Here is a 26,765-nt window from a genome sequence, read left to right as displayed (position 1 = left end):
CCCCCCCCCCCAAAAAAAAAAGTTTGACGATCATTGAACCATTTTACAAGAGATATGTCCTGTATTAAAAATTGGATCATAAAAACCAATATTTTTTATCACAACTCACAAAAGTTATAATAAATCTTAGTTTATCAAAAGTTCAAAAATGATAATGTCTAAAGAAATCTTTTTTTGTTCTTCCACAAGACTGTTTATATTTTCTTTTCTGCCTTTTGTGGTTGTTTATCAAATCAAAACCGCATTCGGATTTTCAAATGCTTCATTCTTTTCGAAGTGGGAAAGACTGGAAAGGGTAGAGGTCGCAATCTGATGCAAAGCTTCCTGCGTGAAAAAAGCCTGATGCGCCGTTACCAAAACATTGGGGAAACTCATCAATCGCTGGATCGTGTCATCTTCAATAATGGTGTGAGAAAGATCGCGGAAAAATAATTTCTCTTCCTGCTCATAGACATCGATTCCGAGATAACCGATGTGTTTGGATTTCAGACCGTCGATCACCGCTTTTGTGTCAATCAATCCACCTCGGCTGGTGTTGATAATCATTACATTTTCCTTCATTTTTTTGATGGAATCTTCATTGATCAAATGATGAGTCGCATCCATCAGTGGACAATGGAGCGAAATGACATCGGACTCAGAAAGTAGTGTTTCCAACGGAACATATTCTATCCCAAGGTCTTTCAGTTCTTGATTTTCTGCAATATCATAAGCCAGAATTTTCGCGCCAAATCCCTTCGCAATTTTTGCAAATGCTGTTCCGATATTTCCAGTTCCAATCACGCCGATCGTCTTTTGATAAAGATTAAATCCCATCAAACCGTTCAAAGCAAAATTCTGTTCACGAACGCGGTTGTAAGCCTTGTGCGTTTTTCTGTTAAGTGTCAGAATCATCGCCATCGCGTGCTCTGCCACCGCTTCCGGAGAATAAGCGGGAACTCTGCAAACTCGCAGTCCCAGACGTTTTGCTGTCTCCAAATCCACATTGTTGAAACCGGCGCAACGCAACGCGATATATTTCACACCTTTATTCGCGAGTGATTCCAAAACTTCTGCGTCCAACTTGTCATTCACAAATGCACAAACAGCGTCGGAATGTTCAATTACGTTTAGAATATGTGGACCGAGATGCGTTTCGAAGTAATCGAGTTCAAAATTGAAATCCTGATTGACTTTGTCAAAGAATTCCTTGTCGTAAGGTTTGGTGGAGAAGAAGGTGATTTTCATACCCTAAAAATACAAAATTCATCGGGTGAAATCAATTTTTAACGTTTGATAATTATCAGAGCCTGTTTAAAAAATTAACAAAACCACATAGGCACATAGAAAAAACCTGATATTTACTTTGGAACAAGATAAAATAGAATTAAACGTACTACTATTTTATCTTAAAAAAATACAAAAACTATGTGTCTATGTGGTTAAAAAACTTTTCAATACAAATTTGAACAGGCTTTCAATCATCCCGATTTTTACGGAGCAGTTTTTTCTCAACCCAAATCGTGGCGAAAGGGAAAAAAGCGCCCATCAATGCAAAGATAGAATCCTCGTCGTCCCAGGCATAAATTTTTCTCACAGCAGGAAGGAAAATAAGGTAAAGCGTGAAAAAAAATCCGTGGATCGTCCCAACTGTACTGATGTAAATAATCGCGAACAAACCTTCTGGCTCAACACGAATCCAAATCATTGCTGTAAAGAGGAAAAACCACGAAATCGCTTCCGCAACGCAAATCTGCTTGAACCATTTGATGATTTTTTCTTCCGGATATTTTGAGTAATATTTTTCTATCAGATTCATTTTTTCTTTTTTTCCGATTTAAGGATTTTTGCCAAAGTCAATTCATAATTTTTGTCATATTCCAAATCTTTTCCGTTTTCATCTTCGCCATCTTCTATGACATAACCAAAATCCTTTACTTTGTTGCCTTCGATTTTATAAAAGCGCGTCCAGTTTCTTCCGGACATTACCATACAATCGATGAGGTCATATTCCTTTAGATAATTTGGATTTTTGATTTCATTGAAACCTTCAATTTTTCTCAGTTTTTGACTTTTAAAATCGACGAGAAACAAATTGTAAGTCAAATTACTTCTCACATCCGAAGTGTTTTCCACCAAAATATCTTTGATTCCATCACCATTGAAATCGATGAACTCCACATTTTGATACTGACTGTGCAATTTTTCCTGATGTATTATTTTCTCCTTTCCATTGATTTTTTTTGAGAAAGTAAATAAGACATTCAGAATAATTTGGTCTTTCGGGTCAAATTCCAAAGAAACTGAATAGCCTTTTTGATCGTAAATTGAATCACAGTTTATTTTCTTGACTTCCTTGTTTTGGGCAAAAAGAAAAGTTTGGGCAATCAGGAAAATGAGTGAAAAAATAATTCTTTTCATCTAATGATTATTTATAAAATGAAGAACCATCCAGATATTCAAAAACTTCCGGTGGTAACATTGGTCTTGTGTTTTTGCCGTCCTTTATCATATTTCTAATCTCTGTAGCAGAAAGTTCGATGATGGGCGCATTAATTTGATGGATATTTTCGTGTTTCAAATAGTCCGCTTGTTTCTCTTCGCCAAAAATTCTAGGATAAACGATGATTTGATAATTTTCCAAAAGCAATTCATAGTTTTTCCATTTGTGAAAGCTTCCCAGATTGTCTTCACCCATAATTAATGAAAATGAAAAATTAGGATGTTTCTCTTTCAGATAAGTCAAAGTATCGATCGTGTAGCTCGGAACTGGTAATGAAAATTCAACATTCGAGGCACGCATTTTTGGATAATTTTCGATGGCCAACTGAACCATGTCCAAACGATTGTGGTCTTTCAAAAGTGATTTTTTGTCTTTGAAAGGATTTTGAGGACTTACCACAAACCACAATTCCTCCATATCAGAATTTTCCAAAATATAATTTCCCAAAATCAAATGCCCGATATGAATAGGATTGAACGAGCCGAAAAAAAGTCCGATTTTCTTTGAGTTTTCCAAAATTGTAAAAGTTTGAACCTCAAATTTAAAGAATTAAAATGTCAATCAGAAATCAAATTCTAATTCAAAACCTGCGATTTCTAATTTATAGTTTTGATTTTCAAATCAATAGTTTAATTTTGCACTCGAAACACAAATGAAACCACTTTTTACGTTCCTCTTATTTTGCTTTTTTGTCATCAATTCTGCACAAAAGTCAGCTCCAGATTCTCTGTTGTTGGTTTTAAATAATACGAAAGATCTTGACAAAATCACGAAGCTTCAGAACCAGATTTCTGAGGCCTTTCAAACTACGGATCCTTCGCAGATGCAGAAGTTTGCCAAGCTCGCGCTGATGACTTCCAAAAAAAGCAACAATCACATTCAAAGGGCAAAGGCGTATCAGAACCTTGGGATTTCCTACATCATTTTGAGCGATTACGACAAGGCGATTCAGAATTTTGATGCGTCGGAACAGATTCTCATCAGACAAAAAAATCCATCGAAAGAAGCGCAGGAAATCTTGGCGAAAACGCTTGGAAGCAAAGGCATCGCATTTTCCGAGAAAAACAATTATGCAAAAGCTTTAGAATATGATTTCCGTGCAGTGAAAATCTATGAAAATTTGGAAAACAAACTCCAGCTTTCCAAGATCTACAACAACATTGGTGTGATTTATAATTCTATCGACGATGGAAAAAAAGCCTTGGAATATTTCCTGAAAGCCAATCAGCTTCAGAAGCAAGACAACAATCCAGCGGTTGCTGTGAGCGCTTCCAACATTGGTTTGATTTATCTTAAACAAAACCAAAAAGTCAAAGCAAAACAATATTTTGACGAGAGTTTGAAAGCTTTCGAAATCCATCCGAATCCAAGAGGTTTGGGCGAACTTTATAATAATTATTCCAGATATTATATTGCTGAAAACCAATATGATTTGGCTAAAGAATTTTTGCTGAAAGCAGAAGGAACGTTCAAAAGCATCGAAGACCAATTCGGACTTTCGGATACTTATCTTTTGCTGGGAGACATTTATTTTAAAGAAAATAATTCTGAAAAATCGCTTGAGTTTGCATGTAAAAGTCTGGCTATGTCTCAGGAATTAAACCTTCCGGAAACCCGAATGAAATCTGAAAAACTACTTTCTGACATCTATGACAAACAAGGAAATCAGGAATTGGCATTGCAACATCTTCGGAATTATAACAACGAAAAAGACAATCTCGAAAAAATCATCAATGAGCAACAACGTCTGAAAACTGAACTCGATTTTCATTATGAAAAAGAGCAACTTGAGAAGAAGGAAACAGAAATGCGCGCAAAATTATTGGTGATTTTAGGATTTGTGGTTTTGGCTTTTGTCTTTGTTGGTTTGTTTTTCTACTTCCGAAATAAAGAGCGTGAAAAAACTTTGATGTTGCAAAAACAACTCGCCGAGTTTGAGCACAAGGCTTTGCACTTGCAGATGAATCCACATTTTGTGTTCAATTGTCTGGCTTCGATTTCGTCATTCATTATGCAAAACGGAAAGGAAGATGCGATGAAATATCTCTCCAAATTCTCCAAACTAATGCGTTTGACACTGGAGTTTTCCAAAGAATCATCCATCCCAATTGATAAAGAAATTGAGGCTTTGCAAAACTATCTTGAGCTGGAACAATTAAGATTCAATCAGAAATTTGATTTTAAAATTAATAAAGATTCAGAAATCGAGGATGATACGGCGATTCCATCTTTGCTTTTGCAACCTTATGTGGAAAACGCGATCATTCACGGTGTTGCGCCAAAAGACGGAAGGGGGTTTATTAAAATAGATTTTACACAGAAAGATGAACAGTTGATTTGCGTGATAGAAGACGATGGCGTAGGAATAGAAACGTCGCGAGAACTCAAGAAAAACTCTGTGAATGTTCATCAATCGATGGCTTTGGATATTTCCAAAAAACGGTTGAAAACGTTGGAAGAATTGGAAAATAAAAAAGTGAATCTGAAAATCGAAGAACTTAAAGATGAAAATAATGACAGCAAAGGAACCAGAATCAGGCTGGAACTTCCGCTGAATTACATAAATGATTAAGATGATAAAAGCTGTATTGATAGACGATGATGGCAATCTTCGCGAAGGAATGAGGATGATGATTAATCTCTACGCTCCGGAAATTCAAATTGTGGGTGAAGCGGATAGCGTGAAATCCGGAACTGAACTGATGGAAACTGCAAAACCCGACATCGCATTTCTAGATATCCTGATGAACGACGGAACTGGTTTTGATATTTTGGAAAAGTTGAATGAGAAATTTGGGAACGTAAATTATCACATCATTTTTATCACAGCTCACGAGGAATTTGCCATTAAAGCATTCAGATTTAGTGCGTTGGATTTCCTTTTGAAACCTGTGAATCCTGAGGAATTACAAACTGTTTTGAAGAAAATCAAAAATGTCATCCATCAAAATAATGACAACAAAAACATTGGTTTGCTTTTGGAAAATATTCAGAAAAGATCTGACGGTTTCAAAAAAATTGCACTTTCTACCTCGGATGGGATTCATCTTTTCGAGATCAAAGACATCATCCGTTGCGAAAGTGAGGACAATTACACCAAGTTTTTCATCAAAAATCACAAGACGGTGATGATTTCCAAAACTTTGAAAGAATATGAGGAACTGCTTAAAGATCAGGGCTTTGAAAGGATTCATCAATCGCATTTGATTAATCTGAACGAGCTGAAATCTTACATCAGAAAAGAAGGCGGATTTGTGATAATGTCGGACGATTCTCAACTTCCTGTTTCTCAGCGGAAAAAGGAAAGGTTGCAAGAGTTGATCGGCAAGCTATAAATTCTAACTCAGAATAACCGAATTCTAATTGACAGACTGTTTTACTATAAAAACATGATAATTTTAAAAAAAATACAAATGATGAAAAAACTTTTACTCCTTTTCCTAGGATTCCTTTCGTTTGGAATACAGGCTCAGATTATAAACTTTCCGGATGCTAATTTTAAGGCACTTCTATTGTCTTCCTCTTCCAGTAAAACGATTGCAAAAAATCTCAGTGGAAATTACTTTGCGATAGATGCCAATGGAGATGGACAGATACAGGTAAGTGAGGCCAAAAATGTTAGTCAATTAAATATACAAGCTGATTTTGTTTCAGATAATAAAATTGCATCATTAGTAGGAATTACCAGTTTTACAAATCTTGAAACATTAGAATGTCGTTATAACAAGCTTGTCTCTTTGGATTTGCAAGGTTTAGCACATCTTCAGTCACTAAGTTGCACTGGGAATCAATTAACATCTTTAAATATCCAAAATTGTATTAATCTTCAGTATTTAAATTGTAATGAAAATCAATTAACTTCTTTGGATTTACAGGAACTTACAAATCTTAAAAATTTAAATTGTTCTTATAACCAACTAGCTTCTTTGAATATACAGGGACTTACAAATCTTCAGTATTTATCGTGTGATGGAAATCACTTAACTTCTTTAAATTTACAAAATTTGACTAATTTAACAGAATTAAATTGCAGAGTGAATCAGTTAACTGCATTAAATTTAAATGATTGCACTAGTCTATCTACCGTTAATGCACCTTCAAATTTACTTACTTCTATTAATTTTCCCTCAAATCCACAGCTTTTAACTTTTGTTAATATCAGTGCAAATAAATTTTCAACACTAGATGTGTCTAGCTTAACAAATTTAAAATTATTAGGTTGTGGTGAGAATTTATTAAATCAGATTGATGTAACTCATAATCCTAGCTTGGAAAGTTTATTATGTTTTAATAATCAACTTACAGAAATCGATTTATCTCATAGTGCAAATTTGTTAGAATTATATTGTTATCATAATGATCTAACAAGTATAGATGTTTCCGATACTAAAGTTTATGTGTTAACATGTAATGACAATCCTAATCTAAAATCTATAAATTATAAAAATGGTAACTTTAATATAAATGCTCTTTGCACAGATTGTAATGCCGGGAACAATTTTACATACAATCCCAGTTTAGTCTACTTTTGCAGTGATGATTATGCTGTAAGTTCTATTAAAGATTATTTTTCTTCATTAAATCAAAGTAACATTTCTATAAATACCTATTGCTCCTTCACACCGGGCGGAAACCACAACACCATTTCTGGAACCGTAAAATTTGATGCAAACAACAACGGTTGTGATGCCTCAGACCATCCTTTCGAATTCCTAAAACTTAGAATAAATGATGGAACAAGCTCTGGAGAAACCTTCGCTCAGAACAATGGGAAATATGAGTTTTACACACAAGCGGGTAATTTCAACATAGTTGCACTTGCAGAAAATCCAAATTTGTTTACAGTTTCTCCAGCCAATTTTTCTACCAACTTTGCCGATGTTAACAATAATATCTTGACTCAGGACATCTGCGTTACAGCCAACGGAAATCAGAATGATGCTGAGGTTGTGATTGCACCGTTGACCAATGCAAGACCAGGATTTGACGCAACGTACAAACTGGTTTGGAGAAACAAAGGAAATACAACACTGTCCGGAAAAGTAGTTTTGAATTACGACGCCAGCAAAATGACTTTCCAAACCAGTTCGCTTCCATATTCTGTGGCAAGCAGTGGAACTTTGGAATTTGATTACGCCAATCTGAAACCTTTCGCAAATACAGCTTCGGAAATCACTTTTACAATCAATACACCCACACATTCCACCAATCCGGTGAACTCAGGCGATATTTTGGCGTTCAATGCGCAGATTACCCCGAACAGTGCAGACCTTACTCAGGAGGATAATAACTTTGGTTTCAACCACACAGTCGTGAATTCTTTTGATCCGAACGATATTGTGTGTCTGGAAGGTGAGACTATTCCGTCTGTTGCGGTTGGTAAATATCTGCATTATGTGGTTAATTTTGAAAATACAGGAACTGCAGAAGCGGAAAATATTGTTGTGAAAATGGACATCGATCCAGCAGAATTCGATATCAATACACTTCAGTTACAAAACGCTTCTGCTGAGGTGATGACGAAGGTCACAGGAAACAAAGTAGAGTTCATCTTCAAAAAAATAAAACTTCAAAGCGGTGGTCACGGTAATGTTTTATTGAAAATAAGATCTCTCAACACACTTCAAGAAGGTGATAATGTGACAAATAGCGCAGAGATCTATTTCGATTACAATTTCCCGATTGATACCAATGACTATATCACAGAAATCAAAAACGAGAATTCTGTCCTGAAAGCTAAAGTTAATTACGATGCAAAGCAATTCAGCAACAACAATTATCCAGTAGATTTCGATGGCAGCCTTAGTACGGGTACGATCACAAATTATCTTTGGGAATTCTCCGGAAACCCGACAGTAAGTTCTACAACCAATTCGAAACCAACCGTAGTTTACACCGTTCCTGGAACATACACAGCAAAGTTGACCGTTTCTGATGCGGGTAGCAATACATCTTCTCAGACCATATCATTCAGTATTGGAGGAAACTCCGCAGATATTTCTACAGGAAAAACGTCGGATGGAAATCTGATGACCACGGATTCTGATGACGACGATTGGAAAGGTTATGACGTCAATGGCACAGAAATGACACCAAAAGTAAGACAGACTTTTCCTGGCTGGAGCTATGCAGACATCGGGAATGGGAACAACAGCCGCTGGATTTCTCTAAATAACTTCGAAGGTTATTACACTTACAAAAGCCGAGAATTCGCAATCCCGGAAAATGCGACGGATGCAAAATTAAATCTTAGATCTTTGTCATTCGTTAGAAATTGGTCTTATCTAATAAAAGTAAATCCAGATGGTAGCGAGGACGAAATCCAAATCACAAAAACGCAATGGATGAATGACGGTTTCAAAGGCTGGCTCAATAGCAGAAGTCCGAAAGTGGATAATTACAGTTTGTCAGCCGGAAGATATTACATCAAAGTTTTGGTTTATTCCAACAACTCTACTGTGAGACAATCTTTGGATGTGAATGCCATCGTTTCTTGCTCAGCAGGATTGATCTTTGCTAATAAAAAATCGAATGTCGCTCCAACACTAGGCAACGAAGATTTGAGATCAAATGAAATTTCAGTCTATCCGATTCCAACAGATGGAGAAGTGAATGTAACGTCCAAGGAAAATCTAAGATCGATAGAATTGTACGATTCTGCTGGAAGAATTTTGCAAAACCAGATTTTGAGTTTGCCTTCCAAGAATATTAAATTTAATATCAATGGCAACAACGGCGTTTACTATCTGAAAATAAAAACAGAAAACAACGTGATCACGAGAAAAGTTATCAAAAAGTAAAAACAAAAACCCCGGTTCAAATTTTTGAATCGGGGTTTTTTTATGATTTATTCTAATTTTTTAATCGTGAAAGATCACATCGCGGACATTCAGAAAATGGGAAACATTGCCTTTCCAATGATTTTCCTCGATGGTAAATGCCAAATCGAAAGATTTTGTTTTGAAATCTTCTGCAAAATGTCCAAATCGGAATCCCACACATTCCACGTTTCTTCCCGTTGTCGGTTGAGCAATGTTGAATTTAAGATGCGTGCTTTCTTTCCCCATTAATCTCACGTAGCCACTTACTTTTATGTTTTTGAGAACCAATACAGGTTTCATGTTGTGAGGTCCAAAAGGTGCTAGTTTTCTATGAAAGTTGATAAACTCCCTATTCAAATCTTCCGGATTTACAACACTGTCCACGTAGATTGTCGGCTCTTTCTGATATTCCTGAATGTTATTCTTGACGTAATCTTCAAATCTGATTTTGAATTCCTCAAACTTTTCCTTTTCCATAGAAAGTCCTGCGGCCGCTTGATGCCCACCAAATTTCATAAATAAATCAGAACAAAATTCCAATGCCTTATGAATGTCAAAATCTGAAACAGATCTCGCCGAGGCAACCATTTCGCCATTATTTCCCTCAGTGAAAACTAAGGTCGGTTTGAAGTAATTTTCTATTAATCTGGAAGCAACAATTCCAATCACACCTTTGTTCCAAATCGGGTCGTAAACAATGGTGGAGTAGCGTTGAGTTTTATGCATTTCCAATGCTTGATTCATCGCCGATTGTGTGATGTTGATGTCCATCTCACGGCGTTCATCATTCAGGTTAACGATATTTTCAACCATCTGCTGAGCTTGTTTCAGGTTGTCCGAAATCATTAGTTCAACAGAAGCTTTAGCATGAGAAATCCTGCCGGCCGCATTGATTTTCGGAGCAATGTCAAAGACGATATTTGAAATTTCGAAGTGTGCTAATTTCTCTTCCGGAATCAAAAGCCTTAGTCCAAATTTTCTGGTTTTTCTTAGGAATTTAAGACCTTGCTTCGCCAAAACGCGATTTTCTCCAGTCATTGCAACAATGTCTGAAGCAATACTTATGGCTAGCAGATCTGTCAATTCAAACAACTCGCTTTCTGGGATTTTATAGATCGTGTTAAGTCCTTGACAAAGTTTAAAACCAACGCCACAACCGCTCAATTCCTTGTAAGGATATCGGCAGTCTTTTCTTTTTGGGTCTAAAACTGCGATGGCTTTCGGAAGTTGGTCGCCTGGTAAATGGTGATCACAAATGATGAAATCCACACCAACAGAATTGGCGTAATCTATTTTGTCCACAGACTTGATCCCGCAATCCAAAGCGATGATCAGTGAAAAACCGTTGTCTCTTGCGAAGTCAATTCCTTCGTCAGAAATTCCGTAACCTTCCACATTTCTGTCTGGGATGTAAAAATCTAAATATTTTTTATCAACAATTTTGCTGAGGTACAAGTACATCAAAGCAACGGAAGTGGTTCCGTCTACATCATAATCGCCGTAAACCAATATTTTTTCACCATTTTCAATAGATGTTGCAATGCGTTCGACCGCTTTTTGCATATCGGCCATCAGGAAAGGATTGTGGATGTCTGTGCCGTTCGGTTTGAAGAATTCGCGGGCTTTCTGATAATTATCGATGCCACGCATGACCAAGATCTTGGACTCTAAAGTTCCAAAACCAATAGAAGAAATTAATCCATCAACAATTTCTTCGTCCGGCTCGGGTTTATAGATCCATTTTTGACTCATAGCTACAAAAGTAATGAAAAAATTATCGATAAGAAATTAAAAAAGCCATCAATTTGATTGATAGCTTGTATTGAAAATCAAAAAATTAGTTCTTAGTTTTTGATGAGTTTTTTAGTTTCAATTCCTGATTTTGTTTCGATGGAAATGATGTAGTTTCCTTTCGGGAAAGTGGAAATATCGATTTTCGAAGTGTTGTCAGATTTGATCAATGAACCTTTGATGTCATAGATTTTGATTGATTTGATCTCCTTGTCAGATTTAATATGAATGAAATCAGAACTTGGATTTGGAAAAATATTAACTTGAGTTTTATTAATATCATTCACAGCCAATTGATCCATATCCTTAATGATGATATTATCGACGATAAAACCACTGCCGTCATTATCAAATTCGAAATTCAAATCATTCACTCTCAAAACTTTAGAACTGAGTGCTGAAGTGTGAACCAATTGATTGTCAAGGTAATATTTAACGTTTTTTTCAGTAACGTGGTCGATTTCGATTTTTAGATTATACCATTTTCCTGGAATCCACGTTCCAAGAGCTTGAAAATTGAGATCATTATCAGCATAAAAATTTCCACTGATTAAAAAATTGAATCCTCCAGCCCAAGAATAATTCCCATTATTATTATAATATAATGACAACATATAATATTCTGAACTGTTCAGTTTTTCGAGCTTTACATCTGCGGATACCGAAAGTCTGTTATATTCAGGGATTTTTTTGAATAGATAAGTCATATTTCCTGTGTAGTCGTTCGTGCTTGTCACTTCCACAGAATTATTGCCATCGGTCGCTTTTCCAGAGACAACTCTGAAATTATTATTCGGAACATTATCCGTTTTCACAGTCCATTCTTTTTGTCCGATAACAGTTCCGAGATTGTAACCTTCGGATGTTTCAAAAGATATTTTTTGCTGTTGTGCAGATATTGAAATCGATAAAAAAGCAGTGGCTACAGAGAATAAAAATTTTGTCATAAATCAAATTAAAAGGGAAGCGAATATAGAAAATATATAGCTAATTATAAATCAATTAGCCTTTGTTTGATGATCAAAAAAATCAGCCTTTAAGATTGAGGCTGATTTTAGATTTTAAAAAAGCAAAGAATCAATTTTTAATGAACTTCTTACTTGTTTTTCCTTTCGATGTCTGAACTTCTAGAAGGTAAGTTCCTTTTGATAATTGAGAAACATTGATTGCTGGATTGTTGCTTTTAGGATTGTTGGTTTTAATTAATTTTCCGTCTAATCCGTAGATAGATAGCTGGTCGATGATTTCCTTGTTGGCTGTTTGAACTTTCAATTCTGACTGTACAGGATTGGGATAGACCTGAATTGTAAGCGATTTTTGAGCGTCGGCAACAGCTAATTCTCCTAGAGAAAGTTTCCAAAGTTCCACGCCTTGGTCGTCAAATTCAGCTTTGAAAAACAACTCATCGTTAAATTCTGTGAAGAAAGGTAAGAAATATAAAGGGCTTGGTTCGGTCGCATTTGGTGGTGTCAATTTTACAGTTCCATTTTCTGAACCGTCTGTCATCCACAATTCGCTTCCGTTACTTCCGTCGATGGCTACAAAGAACAATTTGTCTTTGAAGGTGGCAAAGAAGTTTGGCGCAGAATAACCATTTGGATTGATGTCTTTTACCATATAAGTTCCGTTCGGCGTTCCATCGCTCACCCAAAGTTCTTCTGAATGCACGCCATCTGTCGCCTGAAAGTAAACTTTATCGTTGAAAACCGTTAGTGCTCCTGGGAAAGAATCTTCGCCTCCAGGATTGATATCTTTCACAAGAACGGTTCCAGCTTCTGTACCGTCTGTTGTCCAAAGTTCAGCTCCGTGTATACCGTCATTTGCTCTGAAACATAGTTTTCCGTTGATCTCAACAAATTCATTGATGCTTGATCCATCAGAAGGATTAATATCTTTTACCATATAGGTTCCAGCTTCTGTGCCGTCAGTTACCCATAATTCATCGCCGTTCTCATCATCAGCTCTGAAGAAAAGTTTGTCGTTGAAAACTTTAAATCTTCTTGGTGAAGAGTCAGAGCCAGGAAAGATATTCTTTATCATATACGTTCCAGCTTCCGTACCATCTGTGGTCCAAAGTTCCCAACCATCGATTCCATTGCTGGCTTGGAAATATATTTTGCCTTTGTATTCTGTAAATTCATAGGAATAGGAACTTTCACTTCCAGGTGCAATGTCTTTTACCATATATGTTCCAGCTTCTGTACCGTCTGTGATCCAAACTTCTTCACCGTGAGTTCCATCATTTGCGACAAAAATGGCCCTGTTTCCGAATTGTTTAAAATTCAAAGCAACAGAACTTTCTGAGCCTGGGAATATATCTTTTAAAAGTTTTGTTCCTATTTCTGTCCCATCTGTCACCCACAATTCGATTCCGGTACTTCCGTCGAACGCACTGAAAACCAATTTGCCACCTGCTTCTGTGAGTTCTACAATGCCCGAACCTCCAGTTGGATTGATGTCTTTCACAAGTTTGGTGCCTGCGCTGGTACCGTCTGTTATCCAAAGTTCATCTTGATGTACGCCATCATCTGCCGAAAAATAAAGTCTGTTTCCAAAGGTTTTTAGTTGCGAGATAGATGAGCCTTCTGAACCAGGATTTATGTCCTTTAAAAGATTGATGTCAATATTTTGAGATATTGCGAATAGAGGTGAAGCTATAGCGATTAAGGAAGTAAATATTCTTTTCATTTATATATAAATTAAATTTTAAATTTCAATTTATGAATTTTTAATAAAATTGTTTGCTTTCTAATGTGATATTAATATTAAATAAAAAATATAACCTTCCGAAAAAAATCGGAAGGTTATATTTAAAGTCTATTTTTATTCGTTTATAATCTCTAAAATCTACTTCGTGTGATTCATCGCATTTGCATCGATGTTCACGCCAAGTCCTTGTGCCACTCTCATTCCAAGTTCGATGTTTGCTCGGAAGAAATGACAAAGCTGACGATTGATGATCTCATCACGTTTTGGTCCGTCAACACCACCAAGATGGCCAACGATATTGTTAACCAAAGCCGTTCTAGCTTCTTGGTCTAAAGCTTTAGTATAAAACAATCCAGGTTGCGTGTAATGGTCATCATCATTTTGATTTCTGTCGAAATGGGCAACTCGGGAATTGTCCAGGTCATATTCCAAATTCTTATAAGATTCCGTAGGCTCTACATCGCTGAAACTGTTCGGGAAATAATTCGGCTCATCACCATAATCAGAATCGTCTGCCATAAAACCGGCTCTTTGGAAATTGTTCACTGCGAAAGGACACTTATTAACTTCCAATTGGTGAGAATTGACACCTAATCTATATCTGTGTGCATCGGCGTAAGAAAATAATCTTCCCTGCAACATCTTGTCTGGAGAAAAACTGATTCCATCTACCAAATGACTTGGTGCAAAAGCAGATTGCTCTACGTGAACGAAATAATTTCTTGGCACTTCATTCAGTTCCATCACGCCAACTTCCTGCAATGGAAATTCGTCTTGGAACCAAACTTTTGTGACGTCGAAAGGATTCCAACGCCATTCTTTCGCTTGCTCTTCGGTCATCGTTTGGATGTAAAGTTTCCATTTTGGGAAATTTCCAGCCTCGATTTCATTCACCAAATCTTCCTGAGAAAAATCTGGGTTTTCGCCTTTCATTTTTGTGGCTTCGTCATCTGTGAAGTTTTTGATGCCCTGTTGCGTTTTAAAATGGAACTTTACCCAAGTTCTTTCATTGTTTGCATTGATCAAAGAAAAAGTGTGGCTTCCAAATCCGTGCATATGTCTGTATCCGTGAGGCGTTCCTCGGTCTGACATTAAAATCAAAACTTGATGAAGCGATTCCGGATTCAAAGACCAGAAATCCCAAACCATCGTTTTGCTTTTCAGATTGGTTTTCGGAACACGTTTTTGTGTGTGGATGAAATCAGGAAATTTCTTAGCGTCCTTAATAAAGAAAACCGGTGTATTGTTTCCAACTAGATCCCAATTTCCATCTTCTGTATAAAATTTCAAAGCGAAACCTCTTGGGTCTCTTTCTGTATCGGCACTTCCCATTTCGCCACCAACGGTTGAGAATCTTGCAAACATTTTGCACGAGTTTCCAACTTGAGAAAATATTTTTGCTCTTGTCAAATGACTGATGTCATGTGTCACGGTGAATGTTCCATATGCACCAGAACCTTTGGCGTGAACGATTCTTTCGGGAATCCTTTCTCTTACGAAGTGCGCAAGATTTTCCTGAAGAATGAAATCTTGTAGCAGAACCGGACCGCGTGGGCCAATAGTTTGTGAGTCTTGATGTTCGAAGTATGGTGCTCCGACGGAATTGGTAAGTTTTTTCTTGTTTTCCATATTTCAGATTTTGTAATGTTTATTTTATTTGAAGCTAAATTCGCTAAAAAAACTTATTCATGAAACAAATTAATAAGTATATTTGTCATAGATAAAATAAATTAGAACTAGTGAATATCCAACAATTAGAATACTTGATCGCGGTTGATAAATATAAACATTTCGGCAAAGCTGCGCAAGCCTGTTTTATCACTCAACCAACGCTTAGCGCAATGATCCAAAAGTTTGAAGACGAGCTGGATGTCAAGATTTTTGACAGAACCACGCATCCTATTCGAACTACAGATGCAGGCGCAGAGCTCATCAAAGAGGCTCAAAAAGTTATAGATGCGGTGATGGAACTCAAAAGCCGAGCCAATTTCCTTAATAACATCTTGGCGGGAAAATTAAATCTTGGAATTATCCCAACTGTTTCCAGCTATATTCTTCCAAACGAAATCTTTAGTTTTCTACAAAAAAATCCACAGATTGAATTAAATATCAAAGAGATGACAACGGAAAGTATCATCAAATCTTTGAAATCTGGAGAACTAGATGCTGGGATTATTTCGACACCTTATTCGGCGGCAGATGAGTTTTATCAAGACTTTTTATTTAATGAAGAACTGATGCTTTACTCGGGAACAGAATCTGGACAAAAGAAGGACTGTTTCGTAGTTCCGGAAGATATTGATGTGGACAAAGTTTGGCTTTTGGAAGAAGGAAATTGCCTTAGAACTCAATTTGAAAATATCTGTCATCTGAAAGAAAATTCTTTGAAACCAAAAAACCTCGAATTTCTGGCTTCGAATGTCAATACATTAATTCAAATGGTGGATAAAGTAGGAGGGATTACGATTCTTTCCGAAATTGGTGTTCAACAATTGTCGGATGAGCAGAAGCACAAAGTTTCCAGATTCATCAAGCCTTTTCCATACAGAGAGATGAGTTTGATTTATTACAAACCGACTTACAAACAGAAAATCTTGGATGAATTGATTTCTGAAATCCGCACATCGATGGAGCAAAAACTTAATTTTTACAAAGACCGCGAAAATTACAAAAGTGTCAAACCTGAATAAATTCATACTGAACTAATAGGAATTGATTTTGCACTCTAGAAAATTGTATGTAAATTTGCGGACGATTTTGAATAACGGAGGAAAACTTTGAACTGATTGCAACCTCAATAAAAAATGCTAAAACAGATATTTTCTCTTTTAGTTCCTTTTTTAAACAATCACTGTTTATCCTCAAAAATTTAATATAAAAAGGAATAATTTATGTCTTATTTATTTACGTCCGAATCAGTTTCTGAAGGACATCCGGATAAAGTAGCAGATCAGATCTCTGATGCGCTTATCGATCATTTTTTGGCTTATGACAAAAACTCAAAAGTAGCTTGCGAAACGCTTGTGACAACAGGTCAGGTAGTTTTGGCAGGTGAGGTGAAGTCAGAAGCTTATCTTGATGTTCAGCAGATCGCAAGGAACGTGATCAACAAAATTGGCTACACAAAAAGCGAATACATGTTCAATGGTGATTCTTGTGGGGTGATCTCTGCTATCCACGAGCAATCTCCAGATATCAACCAAGGTGTCGACAGAACTTTGGACGAAACAGATTTCGAGACCAGAGCAAACGCTCAAGGTGCTGGAGATCAGGGAATGATGTTCGGTTATGCAACCAACGAAACTGAAAACTATATGCCTTTGGCATTGGATCTTGCACATCAGATTCTTAAAGAATTGGCTGATCTGAGAAGAGATGGCTCCGCGATTCCTTACCTTCGTCCCGATGCAAAATCTCAGGTGACGATCGAATATTCCGATGACCACAAACCAGTGAGAATCGACAGCATTGTAGTTTCTACGCAACACGACGATTTCGGAAGCGAAGAAGCGATGTTGGCGAAGATCAAAAGAGATATTATTGAAATCTTAATTCCTAAAATCAAAGCTAAGCAAAAACCGGAAATCCAGAAGTTGTTTAACGGCGATATCAAATATCACATCAACCCGACTGGAAAATTTGTGATCGGTGGTCCTCACGGCGATACAGGTTTGACGGGAAGAAAAATCATCGTGGATACTTACGGTGGAAAAGGTGCTCACGGAGGTGGCGCTTTCTCAGGAAAAGATCCGAGTAAAGTGGACAGAAGTGCAGCTTATGCAACTAGACACATTGCGAAAAACTTAGTTGCAGCCGGTGTTGCAGATGAGGTTTTGGTGCAGGTTTCCTATGCAATTGGTGTGGCGGAGCCTTGTGGGCTTTACATCAATACTTACGGAACTTCAAAATTGGATATCAACGATGGTGAGTTGGCGAAGAAAGTTCAGCAATTGTTCGACTTAAGACCTTACGCGGTTGAGAAGAACCTTAAGCTTAGAAATCCTATTTATATCGAGACTGCAGCTTATGGACACATGGGGAAAGATTATTACGTAGCTGATAAAACTTTCAACAAAGGCCTTAAAAACGAAATCACTTTAAAGGATCTGGAATTTTTCACTTGGGAAAAACTGGATCGAGTAGAGGACATAAAAAAAGAATTCGGACTTTAATCTGATCCTTGCATAAATAATGAAACTGCTTTGTCTTTGGATGAGGCAGTTTTTTTTAAATTAAGTACTTTTTCAAACATCTCTTTTGTTACTTTTGTCGTAAATAAGATTAATAAAAATGAAATCAAAAATATTCACACTTTTTATATTGTTAGCGTTTGGTGGTTTTGCCAAGTCACAATTGACGATGCACAAGTTCATCACAGTGGGTTACGTTTATCAAAATCAAAGTTTTGGAGAAGTTGGTGGAAAACTGCTTTTTCTGAATAATGATGACGTCCTTTTCCGTGTTGGCGCCTCTGCGTTGATGGGTTCTGCTAACAATAAGTTTGCAATCATGCCAAAGGTAAATGCTGATTTCTTGTTAAATTTTCAGAAAAATGTGGACTTTTATCACGCCCATTATTTCATTTTGGGAGCAGAAGCTACAAATAAATACGTTGCTCCGAAGGCTGGCTTCAGTCTATTTGGGATTTTGGATTTGACGGGTGGGTATGGTTTTTCAGTAGATAAAGAGGGAATCAATGGCAAAGAGTTGAAAGGACTCAATGTCAATTTCACAATAAATATCCCATTAGTTCTACTTAATTGATTTAACTTTTAGAATATATTTGAATCAAATTAAAGAAATATGAAAGTTTAACAATTCATTAACATTTCGTTTTGACTTTTTTATTACTTTTACAAACCTAAATTGAGCGTATAGAAAAAATTTACTTCATTAAAAATTAAAACAGCCGAGCGATCAGAAATTAATTATGTTTTATAATTGATTATCTGCTGGGTTTTATATTGAGAAGTAAATATTATGAAAACGCAAACTGATAGCAACCTAATTCTAAATTATCAGAATGGTGACGAAAACTCACTTTCGCTACTGATAAACAGGCACAAAAAAGATTTATTCAGCTTCATCTACTACAAGTTGATGGATGAAGATTTGGCGAATGACATCTTCCAGGATACATTCATCAAAATCATTATCACGCTGAAAGAAGGCCGATACAAAGAAGAGAACAAATTTATTCTTTGGGCAAAGAGAATTGCTCACAATTTGATCATCGATCATTACCGCCTGCAGTCAAAAAACATTAAAATTTCCGAAACTTCTTACGAAAATGAGGAGTTTTCTATCTTCGATATCATCAAGGAACCGGAAAATAATATCGAAGACCGATTGATAGATAAACAAATAAACGACGATCTTTTGAGAATGCTCGTAATGTTGCCAGACAACCAGCAAGAGGTGATCAAGCTTAGGTTTTTCGATGGTCTCAGCTTCAAAGAGATTGCAGATCATACAGATACGAGTATCAATACGACGCTTGGTAGGGTGAGATATGCGCTAATTAATCTCAGAAAGATTATGGAAGAACATAAAATTATTTTAACAAAATAATAAATAATTAATAATAAAGATTTTCTTTTGGCGTTATTGTTGTAAAAGTCAGCCTATGAAAAAAAACGACACTTTAACAACGAAAGCTTTGATGCCGAAAAAAGAAATAATCGATTTTCTGATGAGTTATTCCAGGAATATTCATCCAATAAAAACTAAGAACAGGAATCCAATTTTAGTTACGAAGAACTAAGCATTTTTAGATTTTAAATAATTGATTTTTTATGATTGAACTTTCCTACGTGGATCAAAAATGATTAGATTTGTGCCTTATGAAAAACGTAAGGCACATTTTTTTTGATCTCGACAGCACACTTTGGGATCACCGCAAGAATGCATATTTGACCATCAAAGAATTATTCTCTCAACAGAATATTTCTGAATTATATAAAATTGATTTTGAGCTGTTCCACGACGCGTATCACGAGATCAATGAGAAACTTTGGGAACAAATCCGAGACGGTGAAATCGATAAGGAATATCTTAGGAAATATCGTTTTTATAACACGTTCTTAAGATTCGAAGTTGAGAATGAAGTTTTGTCAGATTATTTTGAACATCATTTCTTAGACGAGATCCTCAAATTCAACGAATTGGTGGATGGCGCTTTGGACCTTCTTAATTACCTCAAATCCAAAGGTTACAAAATGCACATCATCTCCAACGGTTTCCAAGAAGTGACGGAGCGAAAGTGTATTCTTTCGGGAATTTCGGGCTATTTTGAAACGATTACCAGCGCAGATTCCGTTGGCGTGAGAAAACCAAGACCGGAGATTTTTCAACATTCCTTGGATTTGGCGAACGCTGAGAAGTCGGAAAGTGTTTTGATCGGCGACGATTGGATTGCAGATGTGAAAGGTGCGCAGAGATTCGGGATTGATGTTATTTTCTTTGATGTTTATAATGATAGTCCTCAGGAAGAGAACCTGAAAGTCATCAAATATCTTTCAGAAATTAAACAATATTTATAAAAAGTCCCTCTCCAATTGGAGAGGGATTTAGGGTGAGGATATTAAATTCCTAAACTTTCTCTGACTCTCGTAATCGTTTCTGTAGCGATTTTTCTCGTTTTTTGAGCGCCTTCCTGCAGTTTAGATTCAAGTTCTGGAAGGTTGTTCATATAATAATCGAAAGTCTCTCTTTCCTTCGCAAATCTTGTAAGAATTAAATCTAACAATTCCTTTTTTGCGTGTCCGTATCCGTAATTTCCAGCCAAATATTTAGCTCTTAATTCTTCCGTTTGTTCAGGCGTTGCAACCAAAGCGTAAATTGCGAAAACTTTATCAGTTTCAGGATCTTTCGGATCTTCCAACGGCGTAGAATCGGTTTCAATGGACATTACCTGTTTTTTCAGTTCTTTCTCTGGAAGGAAAATATTGATAATGTTTCCTCTCGATTTTGACATTTTGTGTCCGTCGGTTCCAGGAACGTATTTTGTATCTTGTTGCAATTCTGCTTGTGGCAAAACCAAAACTTCACCCATTTGATTGTTGAATCTTGATGCAACATCTCTCGCAATCTCCAAATGTTGAAGCTGATCTTTGCCAACCGGAACGATTTCCGCATCATAAAGCAAAATATCTGCAGCCATCAAAATCGGGTAAGTGAAAAGTCCGGCGTTTACATCTTGCAATCTGTCTGCTTTGTCTTTGAAAGAATGCGCCAATGTCAATCTTTGATAAGGAAAAAAGCATGACAAATGCCAAGAGAGTTCGCAGGTTTCAGGAATGTCGCTTTGTCTGTAGAAATAAGTTTTTTCTGTGTCTAGTCCGCAGGCAAGCCAAGCCGCGGCAATCTCGTAGGTGTTTTGTTTAAGTTCAACCGCATTTTTGATCTGCGTTAAAGAATGAAGGTTGGCGATGAACAAAAAAGATTCGTTCTCTGCTTGTTTGGATAATTCAATCGCGGGAATGATGGCTCCCAATAGATTTCCCAAATGTGGTGTTCCGGTGGCTTGTATTCCGGTAAGGATTCTAGACATTTTAATCAGTTATTTCCGCAAAAATAAGGAAAATTTAGAATGTATCCTGAGTTGGGACTGTTTACAGTATTTAAATTTTCAATTATAAAAAACTAAATCCCATAGATTTCCTTAAACAAAACCGCCTGTCTTCGGGAGATTTCCACCTGATTGTCATTAGGCAATTTTATCATCAGATTTCCACTGAACCAGTTTTCGATGTTTTGAATATAATTGATATTGAAAATCGTGTTTCGGTTTGCCCGGAAATATTTTTCTTGAGGAAGTTTTTTCTCGATGATGTTTAATGACCGCGTGAGAACTGCTTTTTCATTTCGGAAAAAGACTTTGGTGTAATTGCCTTCGACTTCGAAAAGATAGATTTCCGAGATTTTTACCATCCAACATTTTTCGCCGTCTTTGATGAAAATCTGGTCTTCCAAATCGAGTTTTTTGTCTTGCTTTTCTTTTTTTTCAGCAAGTTTCAGTTTGACTTTTTCAATGGATTGGGAAAGTCTTTTTGGATTGATTGGTTTCAGCAAATAATCCAAAGTGTTGTATTCGAAAGACTTGATAGCAAACTCATCAAAAGCTGTTGTGAAGACGACCATCGGAACATTTTCCAGCATTTCCAGAAGTTGGAAACCATCTTTTCCAGGCAATTGAATATCAAGAAAAATCAAATCCGGACTTTGAGAATTAATCAATTCAAATGCAATATCGGCATTTTCTGCTTCGGCAATGATTTCTACTTCCGGAATCTCTTTCAGCAAATCTTTCAACTCGTTTCTGGCAAGTCTGGAATCTTCTACAATGATGGCGGTAATCTTCTTCATTTTTCAAATTTAAATCGTGAAATGGTCTTGGTTGATGATAATCTCAGCGGTCACTTCATTGTTTGCTTCGGAAAGTTTGAAGGTTGCTTTGTCATCAAACAAAAGTTTTAAACGTTCTTCGATATTTTTCAAGCCGATTTTCGTGGAACTTTCGTTTTTAGAAATGCTTCCCGTATTTTTTACAACCAGATGGAAATTATTGTTATTAATGAAAGTTTTGATGTCAATTTCGCCACCATCTTTCAAAACAGAAATGCCGTGTTTTACAGCATTTTCCACCAACATTTGCAAAATCATTGGTGGAATTTGAATGCTTTTGGTTTCGGGCGAAATGTCAAGCTGAAAATGCAATCGGTCTTCGTATTGAATTTTGGAAATCTCCAGAAAATTCTCAACAGTTTCCACTTCTTGTTCCAATGTTACAAAATTTGTTTTTCCTGATAGTAAAGACGACCGCAACAATTCTGAAATTCGGGTTATCATTTCTTTTGATTTCGCTGGATTTTCCTGCACCAATCCTCGGATATTATTAAGACTATTAAAAATAAAATGCGGATTGATTTGGCCTTTCAAAGTATTCAGATTGGCTTCTTTTAGGTTTTTTTCGGTGTCCAGTTTTTGTTTCAGTTCGTCCTGTTTGCTTTGATAGATTTTGTAAGCATAAATAAAAACCAACCAATTGATTGTGATAAAAAGGAAATAACAATAATTGACGAGACGTTTTTCCAGAATTTCACTTTTAATATCCATTTTACTAAAATCAATATTCATAATCAATCCATTGAAATAGAGTAAAGTAGGCCAAAGAACAATCTGAAAGATAACGTGAAGAAAAAGAACAAATCCTCCAATAATCATAACACTTTTTAGCAACGAAACATTCTTTTTAGAAAGCCATTCTGTGAAAAAGACAATAAGATTGGAAATGATGTACAATAGAAAAAAGACAATAAACCATTCAGCTAAATAAACACTGTTTGGAGCTACGCCATAAATTTCTTTGTAAACCAACTTTCTGAATGTCAGTAAAAAGAATATGATACTGACCAGATAGATGATTGTGAAAACGTGGTATTTCCAGTTTTTGAATAGTGTCACAAGCGGTTTATTTGATTAATCCTACGAATTTACTTGAAAGTTTTTTTACATCATCATTTTTTTTGCAATGGCTATCAAGAAAACAAAGATGAGGACGAAAATATAAGCGACAAATGCCAAAAGATAAACCAGCAAAGTTTTTAGAATGACGGATTTCCAACTTTTCTCAGCATAAAACCCTTTGTAAAACCAAACCGCCATCAATGGCATTACCATTATATAAAGACCTGATAAATTAATAATGGCCTCCACATTTCCCCTTAGCAAAAAGTAAGTCGGATAAATGAGTACAATACTAATCAAAGTGTAATACGTCTGGAAAAAGGCGTTCATAATCACGTGTTCGTAATAGTTTTGTCCCCATTTCCGAAATGCCAAAGATGTAAAAATTGCAAAAACCGGAACCATCAGAAGCATAATGAATGAATTGTAACTGCTGTAAAAAGCCAAAAATTTTGACATTTCGGGCGTCCAATTTACTTTTTGCTCAAACACGCTTTTCATCATCTCATTGAGGTCAAGAACTTGATGAGATAAAAAAGCAGAAAATCCGCAAAGCAAAAATGCCAGATAAAGCGGTTTGTAATGGTTTACCCGATTTCCGTTGATGAAGTCCAGAGCCGTCTTTCCAGGTTTTCTGATAATATTTTTGATGGAATAAAAGAAACCTTTGTTGGTGTGAATCGCCAGATACTGAACTTCATCCACGAGGTATTTCCTGTCGATGCGCTTGTACTTTTTCTGTCCGCAATTCCCACAAAAATTTTGTTCAATGGCAGAAGCGCAGTTTTGGCAAATCAAAGTTTTCTCGAGCATTTCCATTTTAAATCTCCTTCCCAAAAAACAAATAGATGTAAACCGCAAATCCGAAATTGGTAGAAGTGGTGGATGTCAATTGGTAGCCATTTTTTGAATATTCGTCCAGCTTTTCCTGAATTTCCTCTTTAGATTTTTTTGCGATATGCTCAGAATCCAACGTTAGTTTGGTGTAATAGATTAATGATTCTACTTTGTAATCTTTCATAGTTTTAATGTTTTAAAGGATTAATATTTAAGTTAAATGAGATTAAAATAATTGCGTGAAAAAGTCAATTATTTTACAAACGATTTCGATGAAAATGGTAATCATAGTTTCAGGTTTTAAAATTTTCTTAAACAAATGTAAAATACCAGAACACGCAAATCCACCAAAAAATGATGAGTGGTAAATTGGAAATGATGAAAGGAAAATCTTGAGAAAAATTTTAATAATCAGACGAAAACCCATAAACATTAAAAAGATTCTTATATTAGTGGAAAGAATTTCACAAATGGAGAACAACGACGTTTTATCGCTGAAGATTTTTAAATCCAGCCAAAGCTTATGGATTTTGTTGGCAATCTTTGTAGGTGTGGATTTTATCACCAATTTCTTTTATCCCGAGCAAAAAGATTCTTCGTTGGCGAAGATTTTTGATTTCTTCTCTTCTGCGCTTCACTGCTTGTTTTTTCTTTGGTATTTTGTTATCAACAAGCGTTGGAAATCCTTTGTGATGGCGCTTCCTCTGTTGGTTTTGTGTTTCTTTTTTATGAAGGAGATTCGGAATTTTTTGGATTATTATGTTCCGTTTGAAACCATTGTCAATTCTGGGACGATTCGGAAATATTCATATTTGATTGTAGAATCGCTGGCCATTTTTGTTTTGAGCAAACGATATTTGGTGGAAGAATTGATAACCGGAAAATGGGCGTTTGGAAAAATATTCCTTTTGAATCTCGGTCTGTTTTCGCTCTACAATTCTGATATGGGAATCGTGGAGCAAATGATTTCCACAGGGACTTTCAGTTCAAAAACTGTTGAATTCCTCCTGACTTTTATTTATTATGCTTTGACTTCTGTGAGAAGTGTTGCGTTTTTGGGTGCCTTTTTATTTCTGACAGGCTGTATCATCAATCGGGAAAATATTTACCATTTTTCAAGCAAAGTTTTACAATTTGCCAACCGATATTTTGGCGTTTCAGTTTTGATTTCCATCAGCTGTTTGATTTTCGGTTTCGCTTATTTGATTGAAAATGCAGTTTCCCTTCAGCTCGATTTTTTCGGCGAAAAGTTGACGGTTTTTGGTTGGCTCAATAATATTGCTGTCATTGCAGTGTTCGTGATTTGCTCCAGATTTGTAGGTCAATTTTTGAAAGAAAGAAGCCTTCAGAAACAGAAATATTACGGCGTGATTGGAAGCTCGGTTTGGGTTCCCGTGATTAATATTTTTTCTTTATTAATGATAAGATTTGATGATAAAATAAAATACCTTTCCCCATCAAACTTCGAAAAAGCCAAGAAAATTCATCTAATTATCGCATCTGTCTTGATTCTGTTTTTCTACAAAAATGACATTATTGATAATGATAAAAGGCTGGAAGGACTTTTGTTGAGTTCCATCTACATCGCGAGTTTTTGGATTGTCTCTTACATCAAAAAATACAATTGGATTTTCCCTTTGATTCTTGCTGGACTTATAACGATGATTAAAGTTTATCCTTTTTACAGCGGGATTTATGACGAGCAATTTATATTCAAAGACTATGTTTTGGATTTTGTGAAACACACTTTTTCCATTGCGATGATTCTGACGACGATTGTGTTTTACGGGATTTATTATATTGCTTTTGAGACGTTGAATAAGAAGTAAATTTACTTCTTCTGATTTAGAAATCTTATATCATTCATATTAAATTCGTTTTCAAAAGTTCCAATTTTTTTCAAATAGTAATATCTTAATCTGTCCGAACAAGATTGATAATTAGCATAACCTCCGACAGAATATTTTAGTATTTCTATTGGTTTAAAGTCATTCTTGGAAAGAAAAAATCCATTTCCAATAAATTCGATACCTCCTTTTGTATTTTTCTGGTAATCGTTATAAACTTTGTTTATCAGCAAACCGGCAATTATTTCTTTTCCGGTTTCAGAATAGAAGAGAGTGTCAATTATCGTTTCTTTATACTCAAGTTTTGCTGGTAAATCAATTGCCCAATCTCTTTCTATTGTATCATTGTAAGTTTTCCCATCGACATATCGTAAGGCTAATTCTGCCGGTTTTTCAACGGTTTTAATAGCAATTAAGCTGTCAACTAATTTTTGAATCTTTATTTTATCCTGTTCATAAATGCTTGCGTCAACTTTTACGGTGTACAGAAATTCTTTTGGTGTTGTCGTCTCTGTCATTTTAAGTGAATATTCTTCCGTCATTTGTGTCAATGAAAGAATTGTTAATGGACAACTTAGAAGTAATAAAAACCAAACACTGCTTTTTCTGATGTTTCTTTTGAAGGAAAATAATAAGTAGATGATTGTTGATGAAAATAAAACTAATGAAGTGTTTACTAAGGTTTCAATCACATTTCCAAGTCCAGCGCCATTTCTGTCGGTGGCAATGTGGTAAATAGAAATTATAATTCCAACTGCTAAAATTCCATATAAAATATTGATTCCGTACTCCTTCATTTGAACTTAATAT

The 26,765-nt window shown here is 35.9% G+C and carries 24 protein-coding genes; 10 read left to right on the top strand and 14 right to left on the bottom strand.

Going from position 1 to position 26,765, the window contains the following annotated elements:
* Positions 1–228: 228 nt before the first annotated feature.
* From IO90_RS01255 to nadD, 4 genes are all read right to left on the bottom strand, one after another.
* Positions 229–1,227, bottom strand: coding sequence for a 2-hydroxyacid dehydrogenase (locus IO90_RS01255; protein WP_034963124.1), 999 nt, complete (start codon positions 1,225–1,227; stop codon positions 229–231).
* Between the two features lie 229 nt (positions 1,228–1,456).
* Positions 1,457–1,798, bottom strand: coding sequence for a DUF3817 domain-containing protein (locus IO90_RS01250; protein WP_034963121.1), 342 nt, complete (start codon positions 1,796–1,798; stop codon positions 1,457–1,459).
* Positions 1,795–2,400 carry an XAC2610-related protein gene (locus tag IO90_RS01245; protein WP_034963118.1) on the bottom strand — a complete coding sequence of 202 codons (606 nt, stop codon included), beginning with the start codon at positions 2,398–2,400 and terminating at the stop codon, positions 1,795–1,797. The genes IO90_RS01250 and IO90_RS01245 overlap by 4 nt, the downstream gene beginning before the upstream one ends.
* A gap of 7 nt (positions 2,401–2,407) precedes the next feature.
* Positions 2,408–2,998 carry a nicotinate (nicotinamide) nucleotide adenylyltransferase gene (gene nadD / locus IO90_RS01240; RefSeq protein ID WP_034963116.1) on the bottom strand — a complete coding sequence of 197 codons (591 nt, stop codon included), beginning with the start codon at positions 2,996–2,998 and terminating at the stop codon, positions 2,408–2,410.
* A 136-nt stretch (positions 2,999–3,134) separates the two neighbouring features.
* On the opposite strand from nadD, the gene IO90_RS01235 reads away from it, so the two are divergent.
* From IO90_RS01235 to IO90_RS01225, 3 genes are all read left to right on the top strand, one after another.
* Positions 3,135–5,054 (top strand): tetratricopeptide repeat protein, encoded by a 1,920-nt coding sequence (locus tag IO90_RS01235; RefSeq protein ID WP_034963114.1) that lies wholly within the window; start codon positions 3,135–3,137, stop codon positions 5,052–5,054.
* A 1-nt stretch (position 5,055) separates the two neighbouring features.
* On the top strand, positions 5,056–5,817 hold the full coding sequence (locus tag IO90_RS01230) for a LytR/AlgR family response regulator transcription factor (protein ID WP_051878158.1): 762 nt from the start codon (positions 5,056–5,058) through the stop codon (positions 5,815–5,817).
* Positions 5,818–6,879: 1,062 nt separating this feature from the next.
* Complete coding sequence (locus tag IO90_RS01225) at positions 6,880–9,282, top strand: PKD domain-containing protein (RefSeq protein WP_165570232.1); 2,403 nt, start codon at positions 6,880–6,882, stop codon at positions 9,280–9,282.
* A 60-nt stretch (positions 9,283–9,342) separates the two neighbouring features.
* On the opposite strand, the gene recJ is transcribed toward IO90_RS01225, so the two are convergent.
* The 4 genes from recJ to IO90_RS01205 all read right to left on the bottom strand — a co-directional run bounded on the left by recJ (position 9,343) and on the right by IO90_RS01205 (position 15,432).
* Entirely contained in the window at positions 9,343–11,055 is a 1,713-nt protein-coding gene (gene recJ, locus IO90_RS01220; protein ID WP_034963110.1) for a single-stranded-DNA-specific exonuclease RecJ, read from the bottom strand.
* A gap of 92 nt (positions 11,056–11,147) precedes the next feature.
* Positions 11,148–12,041 carry a T9SS type A sorting domain-containing protein gene (locus IO90_RS01215; RefSeq protein WP_034963108.1) on the bottom strand — a complete coding sequence of 298 codons (894 nt, stop codon included), beginning with the start codon at positions 12,039–12,041 and terminating at the stop codon, positions 11,148–11,150.
* 130 nt (positions 12,042–12,171) lie between these two features.
* A complete protein-coding gene (locus IO90_RS01210; protein ID WP_051878150.1) occupies positions 12,172–13,782 on the bottom strand; it encodes an ELWxxDGT repeat protein in 1,611 nt (536 codons plus the stop codon).
* 159 nt (positions 13,783–13,941) lie between these two features.
* Entirely contained in the window at positions 13,942–15,432 is a 1,491-nt protein-coding gene (locus tag IO90_RS01205) for a catalase (RefSeq protein ID WP_034963105.1), read from the bottom strand.
* Between the two features lie 110 nt (positions 15,433–15,542).
* Here IO90_RS01205 and IO90_RS01200 point away from each other — a divergent pair, with 110 nt between their 5' ends.
* From IO90_RS01200 to IO90_RS01180, 6 genes are all read left to right on the top strand, one after another.
* A complete protein-coding gene (locus IO90_RS01200; RefSeq protein WP_034963103.1) occupies positions 15,543–16,493 on the top strand; it encodes a hydrogen peroxide-inducible genes activator in 951 nt (316 codons plus the stop codon).
* 201 nt (positions 16,494–16,694) lie between these two features.
* A complete protein-coding gene (gene metK / locus IO90_RS01195; protein ID WP_034963102.1) occupies positions 16,695–17,975 on the top strand; it encodes a methionine adenosyltransferase in 1,281 nt (426 codons plus the stop codon).
* 118 nt (positions 17,976–18,093) lie between these two features.
* Entirely contained in the window at positions 18,094–18,567 is a 474-nt protein-coding gene (locus tag IO90_RS01190) for a hypothetical protein (RefSeq protein ID WP_117596569.1), read from the top strand.
* Between the two features lie 216 nt (positions 18,568–18,783).
* On the top strand, positions 18,784–19,374 hold the full coding sequence (locus IO90_RS01185; protein ID WP_034963098.1) for an RNA polymerase sigma factor: 591 nt from the start codon (positions 18,784–18,786) through the stop codon (positions 19,372–19,374).
* Between the two features lie 55 nt (positions 19,375–19,429).
* Positions 19,430–19,567, top strand: coding sequence for a hypothetical protein (locus IO90_RS18935; protein ID WP_165570231.1), 138 nt, complete (start codon positions 19,430–19,432; stop codon positions 19,565–19,567).
* A gap of 79 nt (positions 19,568–19,646) precedes the next feature.
* Positions 19,647–20,345 carry a YjjG family noncanonical pyrimidine nucleotidase gene (locus tag IO90_RS01180; protein ID WP_034963096.1) on the top strand — a complete coding sequence of 233 codons (699 nt, stop codon included), beginning with the start codon at positions 19,647–19,649 and terminating at the stop codon, positions 20,343–20,345.
* A gap of 41 nt (positions 20,346–20,386) precedes the next feature.
* Here the strand turns inward: IO90_RS01180 and trpS are convergent, their stop codons facing one another.
* The 5 genes from trpS to IO90_RS01155 form a co-directional block, all read right to left on the bottom strand.
* Positions 20,387–21,355 (bottom strand): tryptophan--tRNA ligase, encoded by a 969-nt coding sequence (gene trpS, locus IO90_RS01175; RefSeq protein WP_034963092.1) that lies wholly within the window; start codon positions 21,353–21,355, stop codon positions 20,387–20,389.
* 92 nt (positions 21,356–21,447) lie between these two features.
* Positions 21,448–22,170, bottom strand: a complete 723-nt coding sequence (locus tag IO90_RS01170; RefSeq protein ID WP_034963091.1) for a LytR/AlgR family response regulator transcription factor — start codon at positions 22,168–22,170, stop codon at positions 21,448–21,450.
* A gap of 9 nt (positions 22,171–22,179) precedes the next feature.
* Complete coding sequence (locus IO90_RS01165; protein ID WP_034963089.1) at positions 22,180–23,268, bottom strand: sensor histidine kinase; 1,089 nt, start codon at positions 23,266–23,268, stop codon at positions 22,180–22,182.
* Positions 23,269–23,313: 45 nt separating this feature from the next.
* On the bottom strand, positions 23,314–24,090 hold the full coding sequence (locus tag IO90_RS01160) for a DUF3667 domain-containing protein (RefSeq protein ID WP_228374629.1): 777 nt from the start codon (positions 24,088–24,090) through the stop codon (positions 23,314–23,316).
* Between the two features lies 1 nt (position 24,091).
* Positions 24,092–24,292, bottom strand: a complete 201-nt coding sequence (locus tag IO90_RS01155) for a hypothetical protein (protein WP_034963087.1) — start codon at positions 24,290–24,292, stop codon at positions 24,092–24,094.
* A gap of 268 nt (positions 24,293–24,560) precedes the next feature.
* Between IO90_RS01155 and IO90_RS01150 the strand changes: the two genes are divergently transcribed.
* Positions 24,561–25,937, top strand: coding sequence for a hypothetical protein (locus IO90_RS01150; protein ID WP_131450799.1), 1,377 nt, complete (start codon positions 24,561–24,563; stop codon positions 25,935–25,937).
* 2 nt (positions 25,938–25,939) lie between these two features.
* Here IO90_RS01150 and IO90_RS01145 read toward each other — a convergent pair whose 3' ends face one another.
* Positions 25,940–26,752, bottom strand: a complete 813-nt coding sequence (locus tag IO90_RS01145) for a hypothetical protein (protein ID WP_034963083.1) — start codon at positions 26,750–26,752, stop codon at positions 25,940–25,942.
* Between the last annotated feature and the right edge of the window lie 13 nt (positions 26,753–26,765).

It is taken from the genome of Chryseobacterium sp. FH1 (assembly GCF_000735135.1).
GTDB lineage: Bacteria > Bacteroidota > Bacteroidia > Flavobacteriales > Weeksellaceae > Epilithonimonas.
Note: the sequence above shows the minus strand (reverse complement) of the source record. Positions and strands in the feature narration are given on the sequence as shown.